The sequence below is a fragment of the Ruegeria sp. BC6 genome (assembly GCF_056539185.1).
In genome coordinates, this window is the sequence record NZ_JBQFUM010000004.1 from 317,279 (window position 1) to 344,168 (window position 26,890).

Annotated in this window: 20 protein-coding genes and 1 tRNA gene; 6 read left to right on the forward strand and 15 right to left on the reverse strand. The window is 62.3% G+C overall.

The window, feature by feature from the left end; all coding sequences use genetic code 11:
* Positions 1-3: 3 nt before the first annotated feature.
* From ACR0MM_RS14065 to ACR0MM_RS14130, 14 genes are all read right to left on the reverse strand, one after another.
* Entirely contained in the window at positions 4-762 is a 759-nt protein-coding gene (locus ACR0MM_RS14065; RefSeq protein ID WP_480696845.1) for a maleate cis-trans isomerase family protein, read from the reverse strand.
* Entirely contained in the window at positions 759-1,841 is a 1,083-nt protein-coding gene (locus ACR0MM_RS14070) for a pyridoxal phosphate-dependent aminotransferase (RefSeq protein ID WP_480696847.1), read from the reverse strand. Before ACR0MM_RS14070 ends, ACR0MM_RS14065 begins: the two co-directional genes overlap by 4 nt.
* Entirely contained in the window at positions 1,838-3,487 is a 1,650-nt protein-coding gene (locus tag ACR0MM_RS14075) for a hydantoinase B/oxoprolinase family protein (RefSeq protein WP_480696849.1), read from the reverse strand. The genes ACR0MM_RS14070 and ACR0MM_RS14075 overlap by 4 nt, the downstream gene beginning before the upstream one ends.
* The gene (locus tag ACR0MM_RS14080; RefSeq protein WP_480696851.1) at positions 3,484-5,583 is read right to left on the reverse strand and encodes a hydantoinase/oxoprolinase family protein; all 2,100 of its coding nucleotides are present in this window, start codon (positions 5,581-5,583) and stop codon (positions 3,484-3,486) included. The genes ACR0MM_RS14075 and ACR0MM_RS14080 overlap by 4 nt, the downstream gene beginning before the upstream one ends.
* A gap of 226 nt (positions 5,584-5,809) precedes the next feature.
* The gene (locus tag ACR0MM_RS14085) at positions 5,810-8,470 is read right to left on the reverse strand and encodes a molybdopterin-dependent oxidoreductase (protein ID WP_480696853.1); all 2,661 of its coding nucleotides are present in this window, start codon (positions 8,468-8,470) and stop codon (positions 5,810-5,812) included.
* On the reverse strand, positions 8,470-8,802 hold the full coding sequence (nirD, locus tag ACR0MM_RS14090; protein ID WP_093963084.1) for a nitrite reductase small subunit NirD: 333 nt from the start codon (positions 8,800-8,802) through the stop codon (positions 8,470-8,472). Before nirD ends, ACR0MM_RS14085 begins: the two co-directional genes overlap by 1 nt.
* Complete coding sequence (nirB, locus tag ACR0MM_RS14095) at positions 8,799-11,234, reverse strand: nitrite reductase large subunit NirB (RefSeq protein ID WP_480696855.1); 2,436 nt, start codon at positions 11,232-11,234, stop codon at positions 8,799-8,801. Before nirB ends, nirD begins: the two co-directional genes overlap by 4 nt.
* A 4-nt stretch (positions 11,235-11,238) precedes the next feature.
* Positions 11,239-12,918, reverse strand: a complete 1,680-nt coding sequence (locus ACR0MM_RS14100) for an ABC transporter ATP-binding protein (RefSeq protein WP_170341417.1) — start codon at positions 12,916-12,918, stop codon at positions 11,239-11,241.
* A 5-nt stretch (positions 12,919-12,923) separates the two neighbouring features.
* Positions 12,924-14,006, reverse strand: a complete 1,083-nt coding sequence (locus tag ACR0MM_RS14105; protein WP_480696857.1) for an ABC transporter permease — start codon at positions 14,004-14,006, stop codon at positions 12,924-12,926.
* A gap of 72 nt (positions 14,007-14,078) precedes the next feature.
* Positions 14,079-15,446, reverse strand: a complete 1,368-nt coding sequence (locus ACR0MM_RS14110) for a CmpA/NrtA family ABC transporter substrate-binding protein (protein WP_480696859.1) — start codon at positions 15,444-15,446, stop codon at positions 14,079-14,081.
* Between the two features lie 294 nt (positions 15,447-15,740).
* Positions 15,741-16,910, reverse strand: a complete 1,170-nt coding sequence (locus tag ACR0MM_RS14115; protein WP_170341423.1) for an ABC transporter substrate-binding protein — start codon at positions 16,908-16,910, stop codon at positions 15,741-15,743.
* Positions 16,907-17,491 carry an ANTAR domain-containing response regulator gene (locus tag ACR0MM_RS14120; protein ID WP_170341425.1) on the reverse strand — a complete coding sequence of 195 codons (585 nt, stop codon included), beginning with the start codon at positions 17,489-17,491 and terminating at the stop codon, positions 16,907-16,909. The genes ACR0MM_RS14115 and ACR0MM_RS14120 overlap by 4 nt, the downstream gene beginning before the upstream one ends.
* Positions 17,492-17,681: 190 nt before the next feature.
* Positions 17,682-17,758 (reverse strand) — tRNA-Pro (locus tag ACR0MM_RS14125).
* Positions 17,759-17,863: 105 nt separating this feature from the next.
* Positions 17,864-18,976, reverse strand: a complete 1,113-nt coding sequence (locus ACR0MM_RS14130) for a THUMP domain-containing class I SAM-dependent RNA methyltransferase (protein ID WP_480696861.1) — start codon at positions 18,974-18,976, stop codon at positions 17,864-17,866.
* Positions 18,977-19,274: 298 nt separating this feature from the next.
* Here ACR0MM_RS14130 and ACR0MM_RS14135 point away from each other — a divergent pair, with 298 nt between their 5' ends.
* Genes ACR0MM_RS14135 through nqrF form a run of 6 tightly spaced genes read left to right on the forward strand, consistent with a single transcriptional unit; the run spans position 19,275 to position 25,134 of the window.
* Positions 19,275-20,618, forward strand: a complete 1,344-nt coding sequence (locus ACR0MM_RS14135) for a Na(+)-translocating NADH-quinone reductase subunit A (protein WP_480696863.1) — start codon at positions 19,275-19,277, stop codon at positions 20,616-20,618.
* A 5-nt stretch (positions 20,619-20,623) separates the two neighbouring features.
* Complete coding sequence (locus ACR0MM_RS14140) at positions 20,624-21,832, forward strand: NADH:ubiquinone reductase (Na(+)-transporting) subunit B (RefSeq protein ID WP_170365861.1); 1,209 nt, start codon at positions 20,624-20,626, stop codon at positions 21,830-21,832.
* A complete protein-coding gene (locus ACR0MM_RS14145) occupies positions 21,825-22,640 on the forward strand; it encodes a Na(+)-translocating NADH-quinone reductase subunit C (protein ID WP_170593377.1) in 816 nt (271 codons plus the stop codon). Before ACR0MM_RS14140 ends, ACR0MM_RS14145 begins: the two co-directional genes overlap by 8 nt.
* Positions 22,640-23,293, forward strand: coding sequence for an NADH:ubiquinone reductase (Na(+)-transporting) subunit D (locus ACR0MM_RS14150; protein ID WP_170341481.1), 654 nt, complete (start codon positions 22,640-22,642; stop codon positions 23,291-23,293). Before ACR0MM_RS14145 ends, ACR0MM_RS14150 begins: the two co-directional genes overlap by 1 nt.
* Entirely contained in the window at positions 23,293-23,901 is a 609-nt protein-coding gene (nqrE, locus tag ACR0MM_RS14155; RefSeq protein WP_480692487.1) for an NADH:ubiquinone reductase (Na(+)-transporting) subunit E, read from the forward strand. Before ACR0MM_RS14150 ends, nqrE begins: the two co-directional genes overlap by 1 nt.
* A gap of 12 nt (positions 23,902-23,913) precedes the next feature.
* A complete protein-coding gene (gene nqrF, locus ACR0MM_RS14160; RefSeq protein WP_170341483.1) occupies positions 23,914-25,134 on the forward strand; it encodes an NADH:ubiquinone reductase (Na(+)-transporting) subunit F in 1,221 nt (406 codons plus the stop codon).
* Positions 25,135-25,600: 466 nt separating this feature from the next.
* Here nqrF and tviB read toward each other — a convergent pair whose 3' ends face one another.
* A complete protein-coding gene (tviB, locus tag ACR0MM_RS14165) occupies positions 25,601-26,884 on the reverse strand; it encodes a Vi polysaccharide biosynthesis UDP-N-acetylglucosamine C-6 dehydrogenase TviB (RefSeq protein ID WP_480696865.1) in 1,284 nt (427 codons plus the stop codon).
* Positions 26,885-26,890 lie beyond the last annotated feature (6 nt).

Sequence of the window (26,890 nt, forward strand, 5' to 3'; positions counted from 1 at the left end):
ACTTCAGCGATGCAGGTTCAGCATCAGCCGGCCAAATCCGGCCGGCGGCGTGGTGATCCCGGCCATTTGCATTGCCTGAAATGCCATCGCCTGATTTGAAGTGACGACGGGCTTGCCAACAGCTTTCTCAAGCCGGTCGATGATTTCCACGCTGCGCATGTCCGTACAGGACAAAACCAACACTTCGGCCTCGGGGCAGTCTGCGGCCAAACCCAGGTCAAACACCGCCTGCGGGGTCAGGGCACTTTGGCCGTAATTGTCCAGCTGGCCTGTCACTTCGGACCGCGACACGGTTGAAGTGCCAGTCTCGGCCAGGAACCGGATTGCCAAGTCATTGATGTCTGCGACATAGGGAGAGGCAAAGCCGATGCGTGTTGCCCCCAGCGTACGCAGCGCATGCACCAAGGCGCCCGCGGCCGTAACGGTCTGCGCCCTGCTGCTGGTCCTGATACGGTCGGCAAGTTCGCGATCGAAGGCCGGGCCATGGGTCAGCGTTGCCGAGGTACACCCATAAAGAATGACATCCGGCCGGACACCGAGCAAAAGCCTGAGCGGCTCATCCAGATCGGCGGCGCCAAGACCGTGCATTTGGGCAGCATCGGGTATTTCTTCCTGATCATAGCCACCCATCCGGGCAAAGTGCAGTGAAACGCCCTCGGGCCGTAGCATCGTCATGTCGGGTTCGAGATTGGTGTTCGTGAACGGCACGAGAATGCCGAAACAGGACCGGCCCCGGGATGGGTGGAAATTTCTCTGCGTCATGGCTGAAACTCCTCGGCCCAACGTTCCAGAACCGCGGCCATGAGTTCGAGGTCTGCAGTCTGACCGATGGTGGCACGTAGGCAATTGGCCAGTCCCGCGCCGGATTGCGGTCTCAGGAATATGCCTTTCTTCCGAAGGGCTTTGTCGGCTCTGGTCGCGGTGGATTGGTCCGCAAAGCGGACCAGAAGAAAGTTGGTATGGCTTTTGGGAATGTCGAATCCGGCAAACCGAAGGCGATCGGCGAACCGGTCGCGCAGCTCGGCCGTGATGGCACATGTCTCGTGCATGTAGTCCCGATCGTTCAGTGCGGCCAAGGCGGCCGCCTGTCCGCACACGGACACGTTGTTTGGGTTGATCACCTTGCGTATCTGGACGGCGATCTGCGGTGGGAACAGGCCCCAACCGACGCGAAACCCGGCCAGCCCATAGGCCTTGGACAGAGTTCGAAGAACGACCGTGTCCCCCCGCGCGACAAGGTCGAACATCGGCTCGTTCAGATCATCGGCGAACTCGCCATAGGCCTCGTCGATCACAAGCAGTGTGTTGTCCCGCAACCCTTCCCGAAGCCGCACCAGATCGCGGCGGGAGATACGTGTCCCTGTCGGGTTGCCGGGATTGGCCACAAATACCACCCTGGTATCCTGCTGCATGGCTGCCAGAAGCGCATCGACGGATACGCATCCGTCCACCTCGGCGGCAGTGTCGAAACGGGCGCGAGCCAACTGCGCAACGGTACGAAAAAACGGGTATGCGTTCGCAGGGGCAAGAACGGCGGCGTCTGGTCCGGCAAAGGCCAGCGCCAGACCCGCAATCAACTCCATCGACCCGTTCCCGCACAACAGACCTTGCTCGGGCAGATCATGAAGCTCGGCCAGTCGCGCACGCAATGCCGTCCAGTCCGGGTCCGGGTAGAGTTGGCCGTTCGCGGCCGCCTCTGCGACGGCCTGTCCAACCAAGGGACTTGGCGGGCGCAGGCTTTCGTTCTGCGACAGCGAAACAAGGCGCTGTCCTGCCGGCGGATCCAGCTGAGCCAACGCGTAGGGCGACATGGCAGCGACATGGGAAACGGGGCGGATCATGGCTTTACCCCATAAACATGCTGCGCGGCCCGGGCGCTCACAAGCTCGTCCCGTACATCCTGTCGAACGGCCACGGGTGACCTTTCATTGGGTGGCCCAAATCCGCCGCCGCCCGGAGTTTGGAAAATCAGCGTTTCGCCGCCGCCGATCCGCACCTCGCCCTTGCCCGGCAAGTCCGGGCCGTCAGGGCCGAGACGGATGCGACCGGGCGCGCCCGCCAGTCCGCCGTGCCGTCCCTTGGCTGGGTTTGCGATGCGTTCGACCGAAAGGAACAGCATGAAATCCTCGCCGGTGCAGGAGCGTATTTCGATGTCCTGCCCCAATCCGCCGCGCTGGCGGCCGGGGCCACCGCTGTCCTGGCGCAACTCGCGACGTGTGATCAGGACAGGCGCGACAGCCTCGGTTGCCTCGACCTGGCTGCCCCAAACACCCGAGGGGAAGGCCGTCGCCGACAGGCCATCCAGGCTTGGCCTTGCGCCGGTTCCGCCGCTGAACACCAATTCCAGAGCAAACTGCGTGCCGCCACGCGAAACCGCCTCGGGTGCGTGGCGCAGAGGCAGGTCGTACATGCATGATGCGCCTTCGGCCGGCACGGCGTCCGGCAGAGCCTGCGACAGGCAGCCATAGACCAGATCCGGGGTCATCTGTCCCAACGTATGGCGCATGGCCACCGGAGCGGGTGGCTGCGCATTCAGAATGCAATCCGCCGGTCCCGTCACGTGGAATGGCGCCAAAGAGCCTGCGTTGTTGGGGATGTCTGGGCCGATGATGCAGCGCAGGGCAAATACCGTGTAAGCCGTTGCATAGTTGAGCGGCACGTTGATGCCTTTGCGCGACAGGCCCGATGTGCCCGAAAAGTCGACCAGAACCCGGTCGTCCGTGATGGTCAGGGCTGCGTGCAAATCGATCTCGCACTCGTATCCATCGACGGTCAGCACATTGTGCCACGTGCCCTTCGGCAGCGCCGAAATGGCCTCGATCGTGCCGCGGCGCGAGGTTTCGATGATGTAATCGGCCAGGCTGTCCAGAGTATCGATGCCAAACTCGACCATCATATCGGCCAGACGCGCTGTGCCTGTTTCGCAGCATGCGATCAATGCGTAAATGTCGCCCTCGTTGGCGATGGGCTCGCGCGAGTTGGCTTTGACGATATCCATCAGCAGCGCGTTCAACTGACCTTGGTCGACCAGTTTGCACGGCGGGATACGGAGTCCCTCATCGAAGATATCCGAGCCTTCGGGACCCATGCCCAAACCGCCGAGGTCGACCAGATGCGAGGTGCAGGCCGTAAACCCAACCACATTGCCACGATGAAAGACCGGCATCATCAGCAGGAAATCGTTCAAATGGCCGGATGCGATCCAAGGATCGTTGGTCAGAAAAATATCGCCCGGCTTCATTTCCGAGCTGGAGTATCGCCCGCACAGGGTCTTAACTGCTTCGGCCATCGTGTTGATGTGGCCCGGCGTTCCGGTAACGGCCTGGGCCAGCATACGGCCGCGTACATCAAAAATACCGGCGGATATGTCGCCGCATTCACGAACGATCGGAGAAAAGGCGGCGCGGATCAGCGCCTGGCCCTGTTCTTCGACCACCGCTAGCAGCCGGTTCCACATGACCTGCAGACGAGTATTCGTCGTGTTCATTCGGCGTCCTCCAGTATCCGGTTGAGCCAGAGATTGCCGCCGCCATCGACGCTGGCCTGAAAATCCGCGCTGACGAATGTGGTGGTTTGAGGCTCGGTAATCAGCGCCGGCCCACGCAAGCTATCGCCGGGTTCAAGCCCGGATCGATCGTAGATACCGGCGTCGCACCAATGCCCGCTGACATCACACAGAATGCGTCGATGGCCGCACGGGCGCACCGTGCGCTGGTGGGCTGCGTCAGGAACCCGGCTGAGGGCAGGGGCGGGTGACGACACCTCGACGGACCAGTTGAGAATCTCGATCGACATTCCCGGTACCGCGCGGCGGAACAACCGGCTGTACTCGGATTCGAAATCCCGGCGCAGGGTTTTGATGTCTGCAGGCCCAAGTGCCCGATCCGGAAGCGTGATCTCGATCTCATGACCCTGGCCGTGGTACCGCATGAAAGCCTGTTTTCGGATCGACAACTCGGCTTCAGGTGCACCGGCACGGACCACGGTCAGCGCCTCGGCTGTCATTTCGTCAAAAAAAGCGTTGAGACCGTCGAGATCCGGCTGATCCAGCGTGGCATAGCGCGACCGGACGATTTCGAAGGCGACCGGCGCATATAGAAACCCGACTGCTGACCCCACGCCCGGGTCCTTCGGGATCACGATTTGGTCGACCTGACACCGCCGGGCCACTCGCGTTGCGTGCAATGGCCCATTGCCGCCAAAGGCGATCATCACTCGGGTTGCCAACTCTTTTCCGGACTCGACCGCGTGCATTCGACCTGCGGCGGCCATGCTTTCGTCGACGATTTCGCTGAGACCACGTGCGGCCAGGTCCGGCGCCAAATCCAGTGCGCTCCCGATTTCCACGGTGATGGCCTGTTCGGCGGCTGCCGTGTCAATCGTCAGTCGGCCTTCGGCAAACCGGCCGGGTTCGATCAGGCCCTGCACCACATCGGCGTCTGTTACGGTCGCCGCCCTGCCGCCATTGCCGAAGGCGGCAGGGCCTGGCTGTGCGCCGGCACTTTCGGGGCCAACCTGCAGGCGACCCAGCCGGTCGACTCTGGCAATCGAGCCGCCGCCTGCGCCGATTTCGATCATCTCGATCACGGGGATGCGCACCGGCATGCCTGAGCCTTTGATGAAGCGCGCGGCCCTTGCGATTTCGAACCTGCGCGCGGTCTGCGGGCGGAAAGCATCAATCAGACACAGCTTGGCCGTCGTCCCCCCCATGTCAAAGCTGGTTACGGCGCGCGCACCGGTTTCAGCCGCGATCCGTGCAGCAAGGATGGCCCCACCGGCCGGGCCGGATTCGACCAACCGGATCGGCAGGCGGGCGGCCGTTTCCAGGGTTGTCATACCGCCGCCGGCCGTCATCATAAGAATGGGGCAGGTCAGCCCCTCTGCGGCGAAGCGGGATTGGAACTCGGCCAGATACCCGGCCATCTGGGGCTGGATATAGGCGTTGGCGATGGTGGTGCACAGGCGGTCAAATTCGCGCGCCTCGGGGCTGACTTCGTGCGAGAGCGAGATGGCCAGGTCGGGGAGCGCCCTGAGCAACTGGTCTCGCAGAGCCAGCTCGTGCTTTGGGTTGGCATAGGAATGCATCAGGCATACCGCCACGGCCTGGGCGTCGCTATCCTCAATCCGGCGCACCAGATCGCTCATTCCGGCGACATCCAGCGGTGTCAGTTCGTCACCACGTGCATCCATTCGCCCGCCGATCGTGAAGGCACGAGCGCGTGGGACCAGCAGGTCGGGCTTGACCAGATTGATGTCATACTGGCTGTAACGACGTTCATACCCAATCTCGAGTATGTCCCGAAACCCGTCGGAGGTTATTGTCGCGACAGGGGCACCGCGCCGCTCGATCAGGGCATTGGTGGCCAGAGTGGTGCCGTGAATGAACCCGGAAACCTGCGAGAAACCGGCATTGGCGTCATCCAGAACGCGCTTTGCACCAGTCAATGCACCGACGGTTGGGTTGTCGGGTGTCGTCGGAGTTTTCGTCGTTGCGAGGATATTGGATTGCCCGTCCATCAGAACGGTATCGGTAAACGTGCCGCCAATATCGACGGCCAGCCGAAGCCCAGCGTGATTGTGCATAAAACGAAGCCATGGGCAGAAGTTTCAGATCGTACCGGGCTGTTGGTTCAGCATCCGGAGACTGCGAAAAAATCCGTCCCTCGTCAGACGACGAGGTCGCAACCGGTTGCCCGGCGGCCTTGGGTATCTTTGGTGCAGTCAATCACGGCTGGGTCACTCTGATTGTCGATCCGATGGAAAAATGCTGCCCATCGCGGGATCACCTGTCAACAGAAATGCGATCGGGTTAGGCGACGTCTCCCTGCAATTGTCGGCTTAGGTTGTCAGCGGCATCCGGGGCATACCGGTCGATCAGGGCCCCCAATTCAGGCCGGCAAGACCCGCAATTTGTTCCGGCGTTCAACGCCGCGCCGATAGCGTCGACACTGATCGCTTTCCCGCACGAGATCGCGTCGACGATCGTCTTCAACCCGACGCCAAAACAGGCGCAGATGATCGGTCCGGTGTCCTTGGCATCTGCGGGTGCGCGGCCGGTCAGAACCTGTGCGGGTGATATGTCAGGCATCGTCGCAAGATAGTCCCGCATCAGGGGCAGGGCGCGCGGCGACACGAACAGTGCCGCTTGCAGGCATCCGTTCTGCGACAACGCAATGCGAAATGACCCGCGGGCCGGATCACCTGCCGTGACCGCGTCCGCATCCGCCAGCGCAAACCATTCGCGGGCGGTTTGTTCCCAATCCTGTATCCGGGCATGATCAGCCAGCTCTGTCCTGTAACCGTTGTCCGTTCGGACCGTCGCGCGGTAGGCGACCGAGGGTTTCAGGGGTTTCCTGGAGACGGCAAAGGCGTACCACGCCGCCTGCATGACCGAGATCGAAACGGGTGTGGCCTTGCTTTCGGGTTGTCCGGAAAACGGATCAGTGGTGCCGGGAACCAGCATGTCCACCCGGCCCGAAGGGGCCGTTTCCGCAGTCCAATGGATGGGAGCAAAGACGTGACCGATGCGAACATCTTGGGTGATGCGCGCGCGAAAAATGCCACGCCCAGCGGGACTGGTGACCTCGACAAGGTCTGCGCTGGATATCCCCTCGCGGGCGGCGTCCTGGGGATGAATGTCCACAAACGGCTCGGCAAGATGGGCGGACAGGCGGGCTGAAAGACCGGTCCGGGTCATGGTGTGCCATTGATCCCGTGTGCGTCCGGTGTTCATCACAAAGGGATATTGCTGTCCGGGTAGGGCTGCCGGAGGTCGATGGGCAACGGGAACGATCCGGGCCTTCCTGTCGGAGTGAAAGAAGTGTCCGTCACCAAAAAATCTCCCACGTGCACGCCTGCGACCCAATGGCCAGCGGGTGGGTTCCAGTTCGGCATAGCCTTCCTCGTCAATTTCGGAGAAGCCCGAAATGTCGAAGTCTTTCCCGAACCGCGCGGCGATTTGGGACATGGCGGCGTATTCCCGGAATATTTCGGCTGGTGAAGCGTAGTCGAACGCGGTTTTCCATCCCATGCGGCGGCCAACTTCGGCCAGGATGTCCCAATCCGGACGCGCTTGGCCCGGTGGCCGCAGAACGGCGCGTTGCCGGCTGATGGTTCGGTCGGAATTCGTGACCGTTCCGTTCTTTTCGGCCCACCCGGCGGCAGGCAGCACGACGTCGGCCAGACGTGCCGTATCGGTGTGCAACGTCAGGTCACTGACGACCGTGAACGGGCAGGCGGCGATTGCGCGGCTGACCCTGTCAACTTCGGGCATGGTTGCCGCCGGGTTGGTGTGGATGATCCAAAGGGCCTTGATCTGCCCATCTTCGACCGCGCGGAACATGTCCACGGCCTTCAGCCCCGGATACTGCGGTATTGCAGGGGATTGCCAAAACGCCCGAACCGCGGCGCGATGATCAGAGTTTTCGATGTCCAGATGGCAAGCCAGCGTGTTGGCCAGACCACCCACTTCGCGCCCACCCATCGCGTTGGGTTGGCCGGTGACCGAGAACGGGCCCATTCCCGGCCGCCCGATCCGACCGGTGGCCAGATGGCAGTTCAGAATGGCGTTGACTTTGTCGGTCCCGCTGGAAGACTGGTTCACTCCCTGGCTGAAGACCGTCACGACGCGGGGGGTATTGATCCATAGATCGAAAAATGCGGCGAGTTTTTCGGCAGGCAGGCCGGTTTCCGAGATCTGGTCGTTTCCGGCCGTTTCCAGAGCGGCTTCCAGACCCGAGGTTTGCTTGACAAAGCCCGGGTCTACGGCCCCTAGCCGATGAATCTCGGTCAGCAGCCCGTTGAACAGCGCCACGTCGCTGCCCGGATTCAGCGCCAGATGCAGATCGGCCTGATCGCAGCTGGCGGTGCGCCGTGGGTCGATCACCACGATCCGGGTCCCGCGCGCCTGCCGGGCCGCCAGAACCCGCTGATAAAGAACCGGGTGGCACCACGCCAGGTTCGACCCTACCAGCACCACCAGATCGGCCTGGTCCAGATCCTCGTAGGTGCCCGGCACGGTGTCGGTGCCAAAGGCCCGCTTGTGCCCGGCCACGGTCGAGGCCATGCACAGCCGCGAATTGGTGTCGATATTGGCCGATCCGATGAAGCCCTTCATTAGCTTGTTGGCCACGTAGTAATCCTCGGTCAGCAACTGCCCCGAGACATAAAAGGCCACGCTGTCGGGCCCATGCGCCGCGATCGTTTCGCGGAACCGGTCGGCCACCAGTTGCAGCGCCTCGTCCCAGCCCACGTCCCGGCCAAAGGCGCACGGGGTCAGCAGGCGGTGCTCCAGCCCGACCGTTTCTCCCAAAGCTGTGCCCTTGGAACACAACCGTCCGAAATTCGCCGGGTGGTCCGGGTCGCCCCGCACGGTCAGACCTCCCGCCCCGTCCGGGCGCAGCAGCACGCCGCAGCCCACGCCGCAATAGGCGCAGGTGGATCGCACCTCGGGCAGGTTCGAGCCGTCCATCACGCGGCGCTCCGCTCGGTGACGGCGCGGGCGTCCAGCAGGATGCGCCCGCCCTCCAGCCGAACCGGATAGGTGGTGATCCGGCCTTCATCCGCGCCTTGGGCCTCGCCCGTATTCAGGTCGAACACCCAATTGTGCAGCGGGCAGGTCACCGACTGGCCATGCACGATGCCTTCGGACAGCGGCCCTCCCTTGTGGGGGCAGGCATTGCTGGCCGCGAACAGTTCCGCCTCGGCCGTGCGGAAGATGGCGATGCAGCCAAGACGGGTTTTCACCAGACGGGCGCCCCGCAGCGGCACGTCGTCGATATGTCCGATGTCGATCCAGCTCATTCCGCGGCCTCCAGGGTGAAATCTGCAATCGGGGCATAGCTCGGCGCCTTGTCGCGCACATGCTCGGCCCAGGGATCCTTGCGATAGATGCTCTGCGACAGTTCGAACCGCTCGACCAATGCCCGACGGTTTTCGAGGTCGTCGACCACATTGGCCCTGACCCAGTCCATGCCGACCTTGGCCAGCCATTTGTACAACCGGTCCAGATACTTGCCGCCCTCGCGATAGGCCTGGGTGACGGCCATCACAACCTCGATCGCCTCGTCCTCGGTCGGGACCTGGCAGAGCAGCTCGGTTTCCTTGACGTCCATCCCGGCCGCCCCGCCGATACCGATCTGATAGCCCGAGTCCACGCAGACTACGCCGATATCCTTGCAGGTCGCCTCGGCACAGTTGCGCGGGCAACCCGAGACCGCGAGCTTGAGCTTGTGCGGTGTCCACGAGCCCCACAGGATCTGTTCCAGCTTGATGCCAAGGCCGGTGCTGTCCTGGGTTCCGAAGCGGCAGTGATCGGTGCCGACACAGGTTTTGACCGTACGCAAACCCTTGGAATAAGCGTGCCCCGAGACCAGGCCGGCCTTGTTCAGGTCGGCCCAGATGGCGGGCAGGTCCTCGCCCTTGACGCCCAGCAGGTCGATGCGCTGACCGCCGGTGACCTTGACGGTGGGCACGTCATATTTCTCGGCCGCGTCGGCGATGGCGCGCAGCTCGGCCGGGTTGGTGATGCCGCCCCACATGCGGGGCACGACGCTGAAGGTGCCGTCCTTCTGGATGTTGGCGTGTTTGCGTTCGTTGACGAACCGGCTTTGCGGGTCATCACGGTATTCCAGCGGCCAGTCGGCCAGCAGATAATAGTTGATCGCCGGCCGGCAGACATGGCAGCCATTGGGCGTTTCCCAGCCCAACTCCTGCCAGACGGCGGCCTGGCTTTTCAGCTCTTGCGCCTTGATCAGGCGGCGCACGTCCTCGTGGGTCAGGTCAGTGCACCCGCAGATCGGTTGCGCCGCCGGCATCTGGAACTCATCGCCAAGCGTGACCCGCAGGACCTGTTCGACCAGACCCGTGCACGTTCCGCAGGATGCGCTGGCCTTGGTGCTGGCGCGCACGGCGGCCAGATCGGTGGCCCCGGCGGCGATCGCCTCGACGATGGTGCCCTTGCATACGCCGTTGCAGCCGCAGATCTCCGCCTCAGGCGGCAATGCTGCAACGGCTGAGAGAGGGTCCGCGGTGTCGCCCCCCTGGTAGGCCGGGCCAAAGATCAGCGTGTCACGCATCTCGTCGATGTCGGTGCCGTCCTTGATCAGGCCGAAAAACCAGCTGCCATCGGCGGTGTCGCCATACATGACCGCGCCGATCAGGCGGTCGTCTTCGATCACCAGCCGCTTGTAGACCCCGCGCGCCGGGTCGCGGAACACGATGTCCTCGCGTCCCTCGCCCTCGGCGAAGTCTCCGGCGCTGAACAGATCGCAGCCTGTGACCTTCAGCTTGGTGGCCAGCTCCTTGACCACGAAGGCATCGGGCTGCCCCAGCAGGGTATTGGCCACGACTTTGGCCTGATCGTAAAGCGGCGCCACCAGGCCGAATAGATGGCCGTCGAATTCGACGCATTCGCCCACGGCCAACACATCCGGGTCCGAGCTCTGCATCTGCGCGTTCACCTCGATCCCGCGGGCAACGTCCAGCCCGGCATCGGTGGCCAGCCGGGTTTCGGGGCGGATGCCGACGGCCATCACCACCAGATCGGCGGGCAGCGTTTCGCCGCTTTCCAGCAGCACCGCCTCCGCACGCCCTTCGCCCAGAATGGCTTTGGTAGAGGCCTGGGTCCGCACGGTGATCCCGCGGCGTTCCAGATCCTTGCGCAGCAGGTATCCGGCGGCTTCGTCCAGCTGCCGTTCCATCAGGTGGCCCATCAGGTGCACCACGGTGACGGTCATGCCGCGCTCGGCCAGCCCCGCCGCGGCCTCGAGCCCCAGAAGCCCGCCGCCGATAACCACCGCGTTGCCACCCTTGGCGGCCGCGTCGATCATCGCGTTGGTGTCGTCCAGATCGCGATAGGTGATGACGCCGGGCAGGTCCTTGCCCGGAACCGGAATGATGAACGGGGCCGAGCCGGTGGCGATCAGCAGCTTGTCATAGGGCACATGACCGTTTTCGCCCTCGACCACTTTAATCTCGCGGTCGATCTTCACCACATGCTCGCCAAAGCGGCAGGAGATGCCCCGCTGCGCGTACCAGTCGCCGTCATGGGTGACGATGTCCTCATAGGTCTTCTCGCCCGACAGAACCGGGCTGAGCATGATGCGGTTGTAGTTTCCGCGCGGTTCAGCGTTGAACAGGGTGATGTCGAACGCATCGGGCGCGATCTCGGTCAGATGTTCCAGCACGCGGCCCGACGCCATCCCGGCACCGATCACGACAAGTTTCTGTTTCATGGGGTCACTCCGCTGCAATGGCCTTGGGGGCGGGCGATTTCGGCTTGGCGCCGTGTTCGTATTCTTCGAGGAAATCCAGCACTTCCTGCCGGTAGGCGTAATAGTCGGGATGTTCGAGCAACGCCTTGCGGGTGCGCGGGCGGGGCAGGTCCACGCGGGTGATCTTGCCGATCGTGGCCTGCGGGCCGTTGGTCATCATCACCACCCGGTCGGCCAGCAGGATCGCCTCGTCCACGTCATGGGTGACGCAGATCGCGGTGACCTTGGTGCGCGACCAGACCTCCATCAGCACCTCCTGCAGCTCCCAGCGGGTCAGGCTGTCGAGCATCCCGAAAGGTTCATCCAGCAGCAGCAGCTTGGGCGACAGGGCAAAGGCGCGGGCGATGCCGACGCGCTGTCTCATGCCGTTTGACAGGTCGCTGGCCTGCTTGTCCATCGCATCGGCCAGACCGACGCGTTCCAGGTAGTATTCCACCACGTCCTGCCGCTCGGCCTGGCTGGCGTTCGGATAGACCTTGTCGACCCCGATCGCCACGTTCTCTTTCGCGGACAGCCACGGGAACAGGTTGGGCGACTGGAACACTACCGCGCGTTCAGGGTCGGCGCCTTCGACGTGGCGGCCATCCAGCTTGATCGCGCCCTTGGAAATCTCGTTCAGCCCCGCCGCCATGGTCAGCACCGTGGATTTGCCACAGCCCGAATGGCCGATCAGCGAGATGAACTCGCCCTTGTCGATCTTCAGGTCGAAATCCTCGACCACGGTCAGCGGCCCCTTGGGCGTGGGATAGACCTTGTGCAGTTGCGAGAAATCTAAAAAACGGCTGTCGATCATGCCCTTCTGTGCCTCGGTCACGGCGGCGGGCACGCCGTGGATCGGCGTGACCTCGGGCAGGATGCGGGTGCCTTCGACCTTGGCCTCGATCCCCACATCCATCAGGTATTTGGTGACCTCGGCGCGCAGGCGCTTGAAGGTTTCATCGGTGTTCATCGCCGCCCGGTCGCGCGGGCGCGGGATCGTGACGCGGAACTCCTGCCCCAGCGTGCCGTCGGGGTTCAGGGCGATGATCCGGTCGGCCAGGATGATTGCCTCGTCCACGTCATTGGTGATCAGCACGCAGGTCTTGCGGTCAGCTTCCCAGATGCGCTCGATCTCGTCGGCCAGGTTGGCGCGGGTCAGCGCGTCCAGCGCCGACAACGGCTCGTCCAGCAACAAGACCTCGGGGTTCATAGCCAGCGCCCGGGCCACGTTGACCCGCTGGCGCATCCCCCCCGACAATTCGGCCGGCCGGCGCGACGCCGCGTGGCTGAGGCCGACCATCTTGACGAAATGGGCTACCTTCGCGGCCTTCTCGGCCTTGGGCAGGCCCGGAAAGACCGTATCGACCGCCAGCCCGACATTGCCGCTGACCGTCAGCCACGGCATCAGCGAGTAGTTCTGAAAGATCACGCCGCGTTCCGGCCCCGGCCCCTTGATCGGCGCGCCCTTGAAGGTGACCTGCCCGCGGCTAGGCATGTCCAGCCCGGCCATCAGGTTGATCAGCGTGGTCTTGCCGGTGCCGGAAAAGCCCAGGATCACCAGGAACTCGCCCTCCTGCACCTGCAGGTCGATACCGTTCAGAACGTCGGTGCGCCCGGTGCCTTCGCCGAAGGATTTCGAGACGTTTTCGAAACTGAGGATGCTCATCACGCTCACCGGTTGTTGGTAAAGGTAAACAGGGACTGCAGCGCGTACATCACCCGGTCCAGCAGGAAGCCGATGATGCCGATGGTAAAGACCGCCACCATGATCCGGGCCAGCGAGCTGGACGAGCCGTTCTGAAACTCGTCCCAGACGAATTTGCCCAGGCCCGGGTTCTGCGCCAACATCTCGGCCGCGATCAGGACCATCCAACCCACGCCCAGCGACAGGCGCAGCCCGGTGAAGATCAGCGGCAGCGCCGAGGGCAGCACCAGCTTGGTGATCTTGGTCCAGGTGTTCATCTTCAGAACCTTGGACACGTTCACCAGATCCTTGTTGATCGAGGCCACGCCCAACGAGGTGTTGATCAGCGTGGGCCACAGCGAACACAGAGTCACCGTGATGGCCGAGATCAGGAAGGATTTCGCGAACCAGCCGTCATTGGTGACATAGACGGCCGAGACGATCATCGTCACGATCGGCAGCCAGGCCAGCGGCGAGACCGGCTTGAACACTTGGATCAACGGGTTCAGCGCTGCGTTTGCGGTAGGCGACAGCCCCGCCGCGATGCCTAGCGGCACCGCCACGACCGTGGCGATCAGAAAGCCGAAGAACACGGTTTTGATCGAGGTCCAGATCTGCTGGTAGTAGGACGGCGCGCCGGTATAAGCGACCTGCTTGGCCTCGTCCGCGCGTCCGGCCTCGATCAACTTCTGGTTCCGCTTTTCGACCATCGCCTCGAACTTGGCGCGTTTGGCGGCCTTGGCCTGAGCGTCCTGATTCAGGTTGACCATTTCCTCCCAGACCTGCGCCGGGCCGGGTACCGCCCCAAGCGAGGTCTGCACCTTGGGCGCCAGCGTCGCCCACAGCAGAAGAAAGGCGCAGATCGACAGGATTGGCACGATCAGCAGCCGCCAGATCTCGGCCATCTGGGCGCGGGGATTGTCGCCGGCGGCGGCCTTCAGAACCGGGGTGGCCCAGCTGAGACCCAGCACCTGGAACCATTTGTCGGCGGCGTTGATGCGGGTGAATAGACGGGCGCGGCGCGCGTCCCGTGCGGCGTCTGCGTTGAATTCCGGATCGACCGTTGTCATCTGATGCGTCCTTGCGATGGCGGGGCGTTTCAGGGGCCCTGCCCGACCGCAGCCGGGCAGGGCGGTTCGGGGTCAGCCTTGGACTTCGGTCCCGACGACCTTCTGGTCGCCTTTCAGGCCGATCGGCAAGCTTTCGAGATAGGCGTTCGGCGCGCGGCCATCGAAGGGAATGCCGTCGATGATGTCCTCGGCCGGGGTGGGCGCCTTGTAGCCGTCGCTGTCCCACGGGAAATCAGCCTCGTCCGCCAGGCCTTCTTCGACCAGAAGGCGCGCGGCCTGCAGATAGATCTCGGGCTTGTAGACCGACTTGGCGACCTCGTCATACCAGCTGTCTGCCTTGGCTTCGGGGATCTGCCCCCAGCGGCGCATCTGGGTCAGGTACCAGACCGCGTCGGAATAGAACGGATAGGTCGCGTTGTAGCGGAAGAACACGTTGAAATCGGGCACCTCGCGCTTGTCGCCCTTTTCGTATTCGAACGTGCCGGTCATCGAGTTGGCGATCACCTCGTAATCGGCCCCCACATATTCCGGGCGGCTGAGGATCTCGACCGCCTCGGGACGGTTGGCATTGTCGTTCTCGTCCAGCCACATCGCCGCACGGATCAGCGCCTTGGTCACGGCCAAGGTCGTGTTCGGGTATTGCTCGGCGAATTCGGCGGTGATGCCGAATACCTTTTCAGGGTTGTTCTTCCACAGCTCGTAATCGGTGATGACCGGAACGCCGATGCCCTTGAACACCGCCTGCTGGTTCCACGGCTCGCCCACGCAATAGCCATGGATCGTGCCGGCCTCGAGCGTGGCGGGCATCTGCGGCGGCGGTGTGACCGACAGGAACACGTCCGCGCCGATCTGGCCGGTCACGTTTTCAGGGCTGTAATAGCCCGGGTTCAGGCCCCCGGCGGCCAGCCAGTAGCGCAGCTCGTAATTGTGGGTCGAAACCGGGAACACCATGCCCATGTTGAAGGGCTTGCCCTCGGCCTTGTACTTCTCGACCACCGGAGCCAGTGCCTCGGCGCTGATCGGGTGCTGCGGGCGGCCATCGTCCATTACCGGGATGTTGGGTTTCATCTCCGCCCAGACCTCGTTGGATACCGTGATGCCGTTGCCGTTCAGGTCCATCGAGAAAGGCGTGATGATATGCGCCTCGGTTCCATAGCCGATGGTCGCCGCCAGCGGTTGACCGGCCAGCATATGCGCACCGTCCAGCTGGCCGCCGATCACGCCGTCCAGCAGAACCTTCCAGTTGGCCTGCGCCTCGAGCGTCACGAACAGGCCCTCGTCCAGGAAATACCCCTGCTCATAGGCAACGGCCAGCGGCGCCATGTCGGTCAGCTTGATGAAGCCGAAGGTCAGTTCGTCCTTTTCCAGCTCCAGCATTTCTGCGGTGGCCGGCGCAACAAGGGCTGTCGTCGCAACAAGACTCAGAATGAGTTTTTTCATCTTTGTTCCTTTCGGTCCGGCCCAAACCGGGCTGGGTGGCGACCCGAGCAACGTTCGGGCCAAAAAAAAGCCGCCGACACACACCGCCGGAAGGAGAAGGCGGTTGGTCGAGCGGCTTTGCTCAGAAGTTTTGCCCAAGACATCAGGCGAATTCCTACGGTGGGCGACGTTGCCTGCCGTTGTCCTGATAAAGGCACCGGTGAGCAGATGAGTCATCCGAAATTGACGGCCATCAGGTGAAAATTCTGCAACGCAGCATAATTTGACGCTGCAGTGCAAAAAAATTAGGCGCACTTACTGGGAAGGCTCAAAAATCCGACTGTCGAAAAAGACGTTTTGCGGCAACATCAACTTTCCACCCGGGCCGGACACTAGCGTCGGGTCGTTGCCGGCACCCTCGGGCTTTTCAGAATCGGCGGGCATGACAACACCGATTCCCTGCAGCTCGCGCCGATACAGGTCACTTTGGAACACATCGGCTGCCGTACGCTCGGCATCTGACGGATCCAGTCCATATCTTCGCGCCATGTGATGCGCGATCCATTTGGCCTGACTGCGCCAAGGAAAGCCCGTTGCGCCTTCATGAAAAGTGACAAACCGGTCGACCTGACGCTGGTCTCCGCGCGCTGAAATCGCAAATTGACCGGTCAATGCCCGGTCGACCAGGTCCGCGGGAACATCCAGATAGAGCCTTTGCGCCAGCATCTCCGACGCCGTGGTCAGGCTCTCGGGATTTGAAAGCCACCGGCCCGCCCGCCAGATCGCCCGCAGCAGCGCGCCCGTCAGATGTGGTTCCGTCTGTGCCCAATCCGTTCGCACGGCCAATACCTTTTCCGGGGCACAGGACCAGATCGCGTTCCCCGGCAGCAGAAGCGCACCCACCCGGTCGTCGACGGAAAACGACCCCCACGGCTCACCCACGCAGAAAGCATCGATCTCACCGGCGGCCAGGGCCTGGGCCATCAACGGTGGGGGAACGGTGCGGATCTCAACCTGGGTCGAGGCGAGTTCCGTACCGCTGACCCAATATCGCAGCAGTTCCACATGCATGGAAAACGGAAACGGAACCCCGAAGGTCAGCGTTCCACCGGCCGCCTTTGCCAAGGCCGCTCCGGCCGCAAAAGCATCGCTGAAATCGAAGGCATAGCCATTTTCGCGTAGCCGCGCTTCCAGTTGGCGGCCGACGCCGATCACGTTTCCATTTACCGACAGGACCGATACGGCCGAAAGGGGCGTGACGATCCCCCCAAGCCCCAGCGCCATGGCCACCGGGACAGGGGACAGCAGATGCGCCGCATCAACATGTCCGAAGGCCAGCATGTCCCGCAACGAGGACCAGGACGGGGCAGGGCGCAGGTCCAAAGAGATGCCTTCGGCCTGATCATATCCCATCTCGTGCGCCACGATCAGGGGGGCTGCATCGACCAACGGCATATAGGCCGCTCGGAGCGAGACCGCCCTCATGACAACAGCCCCGAAGCGGTCACCAATGCCTCGGCCACATCGGCCACCCGGCGGTTCTGATTCATGGCGGTCTTGCGCAGCAGGGCATAAGCTTCATCTTCCTGAATGCCCTTTGCTTTCATCAACAGCCCTTTCGCGCGGTCGATCACCTTGCGCTCTTCCAATGCGCGTCTCGTTTCGGCCAACTCGGTCCGCATTTGGCGCAGTACTTGGAAACGGGCGATGGCGGTGTCGATGATGGGCTTGACCCTTTCGGGATGCAGACCGTCGACGACATAGGCCGAGACACCTGCTTCGACCGCAGCTTTGGACAGGCCGCCTGCAGCCCCGGATACGAACATGGCAACCGGCCGCTCCATCGGGCCGGAGGCGGTTGTCAGTTCTTCAAGCATGTCCCGAGATGGATTGTCGATGTCGATCAGAACGACATCGGGATTGTGGACAGCAATCTTGCGCGGCAATTCAGACACGCCATCGATCACGTGCGCCTCGACGCTCCCCGCCGCTTTCAGGGCCTCGAGGATCGCATCGGCGCGGTCCGGGTTCTGTTCGACTACAACAACGGTCAACGTTTGGTTCATAACATCGAACTGACCAAGCAGGCAGAGCGAGGCAATGCCACCCTCGGAGCGCTGCGCTCAATTCCCTGGGAAGCGCCTATCCAGATGGCAGATCGTGCGCGGATGCCAAATAATTCATCACGTTGCTGCCCCGGACATGTTTGGAGATACGACCAACCAAAAAAAGGCGCCACAGGGCGCCTTGTTTTACTGGTCGGAGTGAGAGGATTCGAACCTCCGACCCCTGCCTCCCGAAGACAGTGCTCTACCAGGCTGAGCTACACTCCGACCGTGGCGCGTGATCTATACCCAGTGGATTTGATGCGCAAGAGGGATTCTGTGTGCTTTTTGTCCGAACTAACTCTGCCGCTTGGACCCGCAGGAATTGGCCGGTCAGGGCAGGGCCTCGGTTTGATAGAGGCGGATCTTCGTGCCGCCATGATCGACGATCGGACCCGGAGGTAGCAACGGCAGGCGGGTGGCGCGCGCCAGAGACTGGTTGCTGGTGACGACGCCGACACGCCAGCCGGAAAACCTGGACAACATCACCTTGCCAAAGCTGCCATACAGCGACCGCAGGCGTTTTTCATCGCCGATGCGTGCCCCATACGGTGGGTTGACGATTATCAGGCCCGGCCCGCCCATGGGTGGTTTCAGGTCAGCGACTACGCGTTTTTGGAATTGTGTCGCGCCGTCCACCCCGGCGCGGCTGGCATTCGCCTGCGCGGCCGCGATCGCCCCGTCATTACGGTCCGAGCCATGGAACGCGGTATCTCTCTGCGTCACGACCCAGTCGGCGCGGAGTTCCGCCCAAGCCTTGGGGTCGAATCCGGCAAATTCCTGAAAGGCAAAGGCTCTGTCGCGGCCGGGCGGCAGGCCCAGAGCGATCTGGGCGGCTTCGATCACGAAAGTGCCCGAGCCGCACATCGGGTCCAGTACCGGCTCCGATCCGTCAAAGCCGCAATTGCGCAGAAACATCGCCGCCATCGTTTCGCGCATGGGAGCCTTGGCGACCGCTTCCTTGTGCCCGCGCTTGTGCAGCGCTTCTCCGGAACTGTCGAGGGAAAATGTGCAGATGTCTTTCTCGATTCGCAGCAGAACACGGACCGTCGCCTCGGACGAGATCGGAGCCCCCAACGTGTCAGAGATTGCGCCTTCAATCCGTTGCCGTGCGGCGCCGGCATGATAGATGCGAGATTTTCGGCTGGTGGCCTCAACCCGAACCGGGACATCGGGTTTCAGAAAATCTCCCCACGGAAACTTTCGTGCCCGCTTGTCCAGCTGAGCCAGATGCACAGCCGGGAACGAACCCACCCGAACCAACACCTTGTTGGCCCCGCGCAACTGGAGATTGGCCCGCCAGACTTCGCGCAGGTTGCCACGAACCGTGACACCTCCGGGGGCGAGCCGGGCCTCTGCGAATCCGGCCTCCTGCGCTTCGGCGAGGAGGGGAGCCTCCAGACCGGGTGTCGCGGCCAGAAAAATCTCAAGATCGGTTTCTTCCATTCCGGCTGCTTATATCAGCAGGGCCATTCGTGCGACACGAAATTTCCTACCAAGTTTTTGGTACTCCGCCCGTGGTTTCGGGTAAAAATAGCTACACGGCGCGCGATTTGGGCGGTAACAGGTTTGCGTTTGGCCGCTTCGCCGCGTAAAGGGGCCGTAATCAGAGCGACGCCCGCGGATTTCGGCTGGTCCTCATCGTTTTTACGACGGGCTTGACGGGACTCCGCGCTATTCAGTGCCCAAAACAAAGGGCGCTGTATGACGGGCGCAAGAAAAAGGCTTGGAAGAACGTAGCGACATGCAAACTTTCAAACTGAAAAAGGGACTGGACCTTCCGATCGAGGGATCGCCTGAACAGGTCATTCAGCCTGGGCCAGCATATTCTTCGGTGGGCGTGCTGGGTGGAGACTATATCGGGCTCAAACCACGGATGCTGGTGCAGGAAGGGGACACCGTCCAGCGCGGCACGCCGCTGTTCTGCCACAAGGACGCGCCCGAGGCGATGATGGTTGCGCCGCTGACCGGCAAGGTCGTGGCCATCAACCGCGGCGCGCGGCGCGTGTTGCAGAGCGTCGTCATCGAAGTGTCGGACCCCAACGACCCCGGCGTCGATTTCTCGGGCGTGGGCGATGCCGAGACCGCACAGGGCCTCACCGCCAAGCTGTGCGCCGCCGGCCTGTGGACCGCGTTCCGCACACGGCCCTATTCCAAGATGCCGCAGCCGGGCACCGCGCCCGCCGCGATTTTCGTCACCGCCATGGACAGCGAGCCGCTGGCTGCCGATGCCGCGCTGATCATCAATGACGCGGCCGAGGCCTTTGCCGCCGGTCTGGCCGCCGTGGCCAAGCTGACCGAAGGCAAGACCTATCTGTGCCAGAAGGATGGCGACACGATCCCCGGCGCCGATCTGCCGGGCGTCGAGGCTGCGGCCTTCAGCGGCCCCCATCCGGCGGGCCTGGCCGGGACGCATATCCATTTCCTCGAACCCGTGACCGCCGCGAAAACCGTCTGGACCATCGGCTATCAGGACGTGATCGCCATCGGGCGGCTGCTGCAGTCGGGCCATCTGGACCCGAACGTTGTGGTGGCCCTGACCGGCCCTGGCGCGCGTCAGCCGCGTCTGATCCGCACCGTCATGGGGGCCTCGACCGAGGATCTGACCCGCGACGAGATCAATGTCGACGGCGAGGCCCGCGTCATTTCAGGCTCGGTCCTGTCGGGGCGTCACGCCACCGGGCCGTTCGCTTATCTGGGACGCTTCGCGCACCAGATCTGCATCATCCGCGAGGATCACGACCAGATCCCGATGGGCTGGATCCGTCCGATGCCGTCGAAATACGCGGTGCAGCCGGTTCTGGGTTCGGCCTTTGCCAAAAAGCTGTTCGCCTTCACGTCGAACCTGAACGGTGGCCGCCGCGCCATGGTGCCCACCGGTACCTTCGAAGAGCTCATGCCGCAGGATTACCTGCCGACGCAACTGCTGCGGGCGCTGTTGGTGATGGATACCGACACGGCGCAGGCCCTGGGCGCGCTGGAGCTGGATGAAGAGGATTTGGGCCTTGTGGGCTTTGCCTGTCCGGCCAAGTATGAATACGGGCTGGCGCTGCGCGACTGCCTGACCAAGATTGAAAAGGAGGGCTGATCCACATGGGTTTGCGCAGCTTCTTTGACCGGATCGAGCCGAACTTCACCAAGGGCGGCAAGTACGAGAAGTTCTTCCCCATCTACGAGATGGTGGAAAGTTTCATCTACACTCCGAAAACCGTAACATCCGTGGCGCCGCACGCGCGATCCTACGTGGATATGAAGCGGATCATGACCTATGTCGTGATCGCCACCATCCCCTGCATCCTGTGGGGCATGTACAATACCGGGTTCCAGGCCAACTCGGCCATCGCGACTCTGGGCCCGGAGTCGGCAACCGGTTGGCGCATCGCAGTCCTGCAGGCCTTGGGCATTTCTCTGGACCCGTCCAGCATCTTTGCCAACGTGATGCACGGGCTGATGTATTTCCTGCCGATCTACATAGTCACGCTGGTCGCGGGCGGCACCTTCGAGGTGATTTTCGCCACCGTGCGCGGGCATGAAGTGAACGAGGGCTTTCTTGTCACCTCGATGCTGTACACGTTGATCATGCCGGCCACCGCGCCGTTGTGGCAGGTGGCGCTGGGGATCATCTTTGGTGTGGTCATCGGCAAAGAAGTGTTCGGTGGCACCGGCAAGAACTTCCTCAACCCCGCGCTGGTGGGGCGGGCCTTTCTGTATTTCGCCTATCCCGCATCCATGTCGGGTGACGCGGTCTGGACCCCGGTCGATGGCTTTTCCGGCGCGACCGCGCTGGCCGTTTCGGCCGCTGACGGCTATCAGGCGCTGGCGGCCGAGGGCATCACATGGTGGAACGCCTTCTTCGGCTCGATCCAAGGCAGCTTTGGTGAGACATCGACCCTGGCATGCATGGTCGGGCTCGCCTTCCTGCTGATGACCAAGATTGCCAACTACCGCCTGATCGTGGGCTGTCTGGCGGGAACCATCGGCTTTACCCTGCTGCTGAACCTGATCGGATCGGATACGAACCCGATGTTCGCGATGCCATGGTACTGGCACGTCGTGCTGGGCGGTTATGCGTTCGGTCTGGCCTTCATGGTGACCGAGCCGGTCTCGGCCAGCCACACCAATATGGGCCGCTATATCTACGGCGCGCTGATCGGGGTGATGGTCGTGATGATCCGGGTGGTGAACCCGGCCTTCCCCGAAGGCATGATGCTGGCCATCCTGTTCGGCAACGTCTTTGCGCCGCTGATCGACCATTTCGTCGTTCAGGCAAACATCAAACGGAGGGCGCGTCGCCATGTCTGATACGCAATCCCCTGAACCCAAAGGCGCCATCGCCAGGTTCCTGGCGGCCTCGCCGGACTCGGTTGGCAAGACGATCTTCATCGCGGTTGCCGTGTGTCTGGTTGCTTCGATGATCGTGTCGGCAGCGGCGGTCAGCCTGCGCCCGGTGCAAGAGGCCAACAAGCTCAAGGACAAGCAGATTAACGTTCTGCAGGTCGCGGGGGTCTATGAGCCGGGCATCGACGTGGCCGAGGCTTTTGCCGCATTCGAACCGCACGTGCTGGAACTGGCTACGGGTGAATTCGTCGACGACCAGTTCGACCCGGCCACGTTCGACGACGTTGCCGCCGCCAGTGTCCCCGAGTTGAGCGAGCCGCTTGCCGACGACCCTGCCGGCATCGGCCGCAAGGCAAAATACCGCGTGATCTACCTGCTGCGCGACGAAAACGGCGCGTTGGACAAGGTGATCCTGCCGGTCCACGGCTATGGGCTGTGGTCCACGCTCTATGGCTTCATCGCGCTCGAAGCGAATGGCAACGACATCTTCGGGCTGCAATTCTACCAGCACGGCGAAACGCCGGGCCTGGGGGCCGAGGTGGACAACCCGCGCTGGAAAGCCCTCTGGAGCGGCAAGAAGCTGCGTGACGATGCGGGTGATCTGCAGATCACGGTCGCCAAAACGATGCCCGCCGCAGGGCCTGACTTCTATATCGATGCGCTGGCCGGCGCGACCCTGACGACGGTCGGCGTCGACAACCTGGTGAAATTCTGGATGGGAGACGCGGGCTATGCTCCGTTCCTGGCCAAGCTGCAAGCAGGAGAGATCTGATGTCACAGACCAAGAAAGATCTGCTGGTCGACCCGCTTGTCGACAACAACCCGATCACGTTGCAGGTGCTGGGCATCTGCTCGGCGCTGGCGGTAACTTCGTCGCTGCAGGTGGCCTTCGTGATGTCGCTGGCGGTGATGTTCGTGACGGCGTTTTCGTCCTTCTTCATCTCATGCCTGCGCAACCAGATCCCTGGCTCGATCCGGATCATCGTACAGATGGTCATCATCGCGTCTCTGGTGATCCTGGTCGACCAGATCCTCAAGGCCTATGCCTTCGAGATCTCGAAGACGCTGTCGGTTTTCGTGGGCCTCATCATCACCAACTGCATCGTGATGGGCCGGGCCGAGGCTTTTGCCATGAAGAACCCGCCCGTGGCGTCCTTCATCGACGGCTTGGGCAACGGCATGGGTTATGGCCTGATCCTGATGCTGGTCGGCGTCATCCGCGAGCTGTTCGGCTCGGGCTCTCTGTTCGGGGTGACCATTCTGGAAACCGTGAACAACGGCGGCTGGTACGTGCCCAACGGCTTGCTGCTGCTGCCGCCGTCGGCCTTTTTCATCATCGGCCTGATCATCTGGGCCTTCCGCACGTGGAAGCCGAACCAGGTCGAGGAACGTGAATACAAGATCCAGCAGGTAGAGGCGCACTGATGGAAGGTCTCATCTCACTGGCCGTAAAGGCCATCTTCGTCGAAAACCTCGCGCTCAGCTTTTTCCTGGGCATGTGTACCTTCATCGCCGTGTCGAAAAAAATCTCGACGGCGCTGGGGCTCGGGATCTCGGTCATGGTCGTGCAGGCCATCACCGTTCCGGCCAACAACCTGTTGCTGAGCTATCTGCTCAAGCCGGGTGCACTGGCGTGGGCCGGGTTCCCGGATGTGGACCTGACCTTTCTCGGCCTGATTTCATACATCGGCGTTATCGCCGCGATGGTGCAGATCCTCGAGATGGTTTTGGACAAGTATTTCCCGCCGCTCTACAACGCGCTGGGTATCTTCCTGCCGCTGATCACGGTGAACTGCGCCATCCTGGGCGGCTCGCTGTTCATGGTCGAACGCGACTACAACTTTGCCGAGGCCGCAACCTATGGCCTGTCCTCGGGCTTTGGTTGGGCGCTGGCGATCACCGCCATGGCGGGCGTGCGCGAAAAACTGAAATATTCCGACATCCCGGACGGACTGCAGGGCCTCGGCATCACCTTCATCACCGCAGGTCTGATGGCGATGGCCTTCATGTCCTTCTCAGGCGTCAAACTGTAAAGGGGCAGGGGCATGGAAACTTTCTCGCTCGGCGTTGTCCTTTTCACCCTGATCGTTCTGGCCCTGGTGGCGCTTATCATGGCGGCCCGGTCTCGGCTGGTTTCATCGGGCAACGTCAACATCACCATCAACGGTGAGAAAACCATCTCGGTTCCTGCCGGCGGCAAGCTGCTGCAGACGCTGGCAGCCGAAAAGCTGTTCGTTCCGTCGGCTTGCGGCGGCGGCGGTACCTGCGCGCAGTGCCGGGTGCGAGTGCTGGAGGGCGGCGGGTCGATCCTGCCAACCGAAGAAAGCCACATCACCAAGCGCGAGGCCACCTGCGGTGACCGTCTGTCGTGCCAGGTGGCCGTCAAGCAGGACATGAAGATCGAAGTTCCCGAAGAAGTCTTTGGCGTCAAGAAATGGGAATGCACCGTCCGGTCGAACGACAACGTTGCGACCTTCATCAAGGAACTGGTGCTGGAACTTCCCGAAGGCGAGGATGTGAATTTCCGCGCGGGCGGGTACATCCAGATCGCCGCCCCGGCGCACAAGGTCGACTACAGCGATTTCGACGTCGCCGAGGAATACCGTGAGGATTGGGACAAGTTCAATCTGTGGCAGTACAAATCCACGGTTACCGAACCGATCGAGCGCGCCTATTCGATGGCCAACTACCCCAACGAAAAAGGCATCATCATGCTCAACGTACGGATCGCCTCGCCCCCGCCGGGGTCTGAAGGCATTCCGCCCGGGCAGATGTCGTCCTACATTTTCAACCTGAAGCCGGGCGACAAGGTTACGATCTCGGGTCCGTTCGGGGAATTCTTCGCACGCGAGACCGACAAGGAGATGGTGTTCGTCGGTGGCGGCGCAGGCATGGCCCCGATGCGCAGCCACATCTTCGACCAGCTCAAGCGTCTGAACACGAAACGCAAGATCACCTTCTGGTACGGTGCCCGTTCGCGCCGCGAGATGTTCTACGTTGAAGATTTCGACCAGCTGGCCGCCGAAAACGAAAATTTCGAGTGGCACGTTGCTTTGTCCGACCCGCAACCGGGCGACGATTGGGATGGCTACACAGGGTTCATCCACAACGTTCTGTTCGAGGAATACCTCAAGAACCACCCGGCACCCGAAGACTGCGAATTCTACATGTGCGGTCCGCCAATCATGAACCAGTCGGTCATCAACATGCTGCTGGATCTGGGTGTTGATCGCGAAGACATCATGCTGGACGACTTTGGTGGCTAAGAAAAAACCGGCGCAAAATTGCGCCGGTTTCATTTTTGTAGCATCAAGACCCAAAACGCTGCGTATTGCCGTTGGTGGTTCAACGCGGTTGCTCCGCATGCAGCGTTCTACAAACGCCAACGTCCGGTTGACACGACGACTGTACCAAAGACCCTGCAGCCGGTGAAACCGCCGCCCTTGGCGGCTATCCAAAAATCCGAGCCAAATCACGTTTCGCAACAGGAAATAGGCCCCGGCCCTGACCCCACCCGACGAGAACGTGCTGCATTCCCCATCGCAATCAGCGCGGTGGTCGCTGCGCCATTCAGCGCGGACACAACAGCAAGGACGCGCAGCACAGCGGACCAAGCGCCAGCCCGCCAGTCAGAAGGCTGAATTGGCCGGCGGCAACCCACAGGGCCTCGGACCTTGCGGACAGAGGTTTCACAGTCAGAGAGTGGCTCTCAAGTCAGTGTGCTGGCGCAGGTCAGAGCCTCAGATCACTGGCGCTGCGCGGCAGGCAGGATTTGACGTCGAACAGGACATTCCGGGCCTTTCCGAACGCTCGGATTTCGGCTGGATCCATCGCAAGAAATGCATCATGGGCAACCGCAAGGACGATACCGTCATAGGTGCCGGGCTTGGGGTGCTCCAGCAGGTCGATCCCATATTCGTCACGTGCGGCTTGTGGGTCGGCATGGGGATCATGAACGTCCACGGTCACCCCATAGCTCTGCAACTCGTGAACGATGTCCACGACCCGGGTGTTTCGCAGATCAGGGCAGTTTTCCTTGAAGGTCAGCCCCATGACCAAGACCCGGGCGTCCGTCATCTCGATCCGCTCGCGGATCATCCGCTTGACCAACTGGGACACTACATATGCGCCCATTCCATCGTTCAGGCGCCGCCCCGCCAGAATGACCTGAGGATGATGGCCAACGGCCTCGGCCTTGTGGGTCAGGTAGTAGGGGTCGACCCCGATGCAATGCCCACCGACAAGGCCAGGGCGGAAGGGCAGGAAATTCCATTTGGTGCCCGCCGCCCGCAGCACCGCATCAGTGTCGATGCCGAGGCGGCCGAAGATCATGGCAAGTTCGTTCACCAGGGCGATATTCAGATCGCGCTGTGTGTTCTCGATCACCTTTGCAGCCTCGGCCACGCGGATGCTTTCGGCCTTGTGCGTCCCCGCCGTGATGATCCGCGCATAAAGCGCGTCCACCAGATCGGCGGCCTTAGGCGTCGATCCCGACGTGACCTTGCAGATATCGGCGATGCGATGCGCCTTGTCGCCGGGATTGATCCTTTCAGGACTGTACCCGACAAAGAAACCCACGTTGAAACGCAAGCCGGACTCCCCCTCAAGGATCGGAACGCAGTCTTCCTCGGTCGCGCCGGGGTAGACGGTTGATTCATAGATAACCAGATCACCAGGCTTCAACACCCGTCCAACCGTTTCTGAGGCGCGCAGCAACGGTGCAAGGTCTGGCTGTTTTTGTGCTGTGATCGGTGTGGGCACCGTCACGATATACGTGTCACAGTCCGCCAGATCAGCGGGGTCAGTGGTAAACCTAAGACCCCCGGCGGCGGACAGCTCGTCTTCGCTGACCTCATGCGTGGCGTCATTGCCCTGGCGCAGCTCGTCGATGCGCGTGGGATTGATGTCAAAGCCCAGAACCGGTCCGATCTTGCCAAAGGCAGCGGCCAACGGCAGGCCGACATAGCCCAGACCGATCACGGCGATCCGACGGGAATTGGGGTTCGTTTCAAGCATACGTCA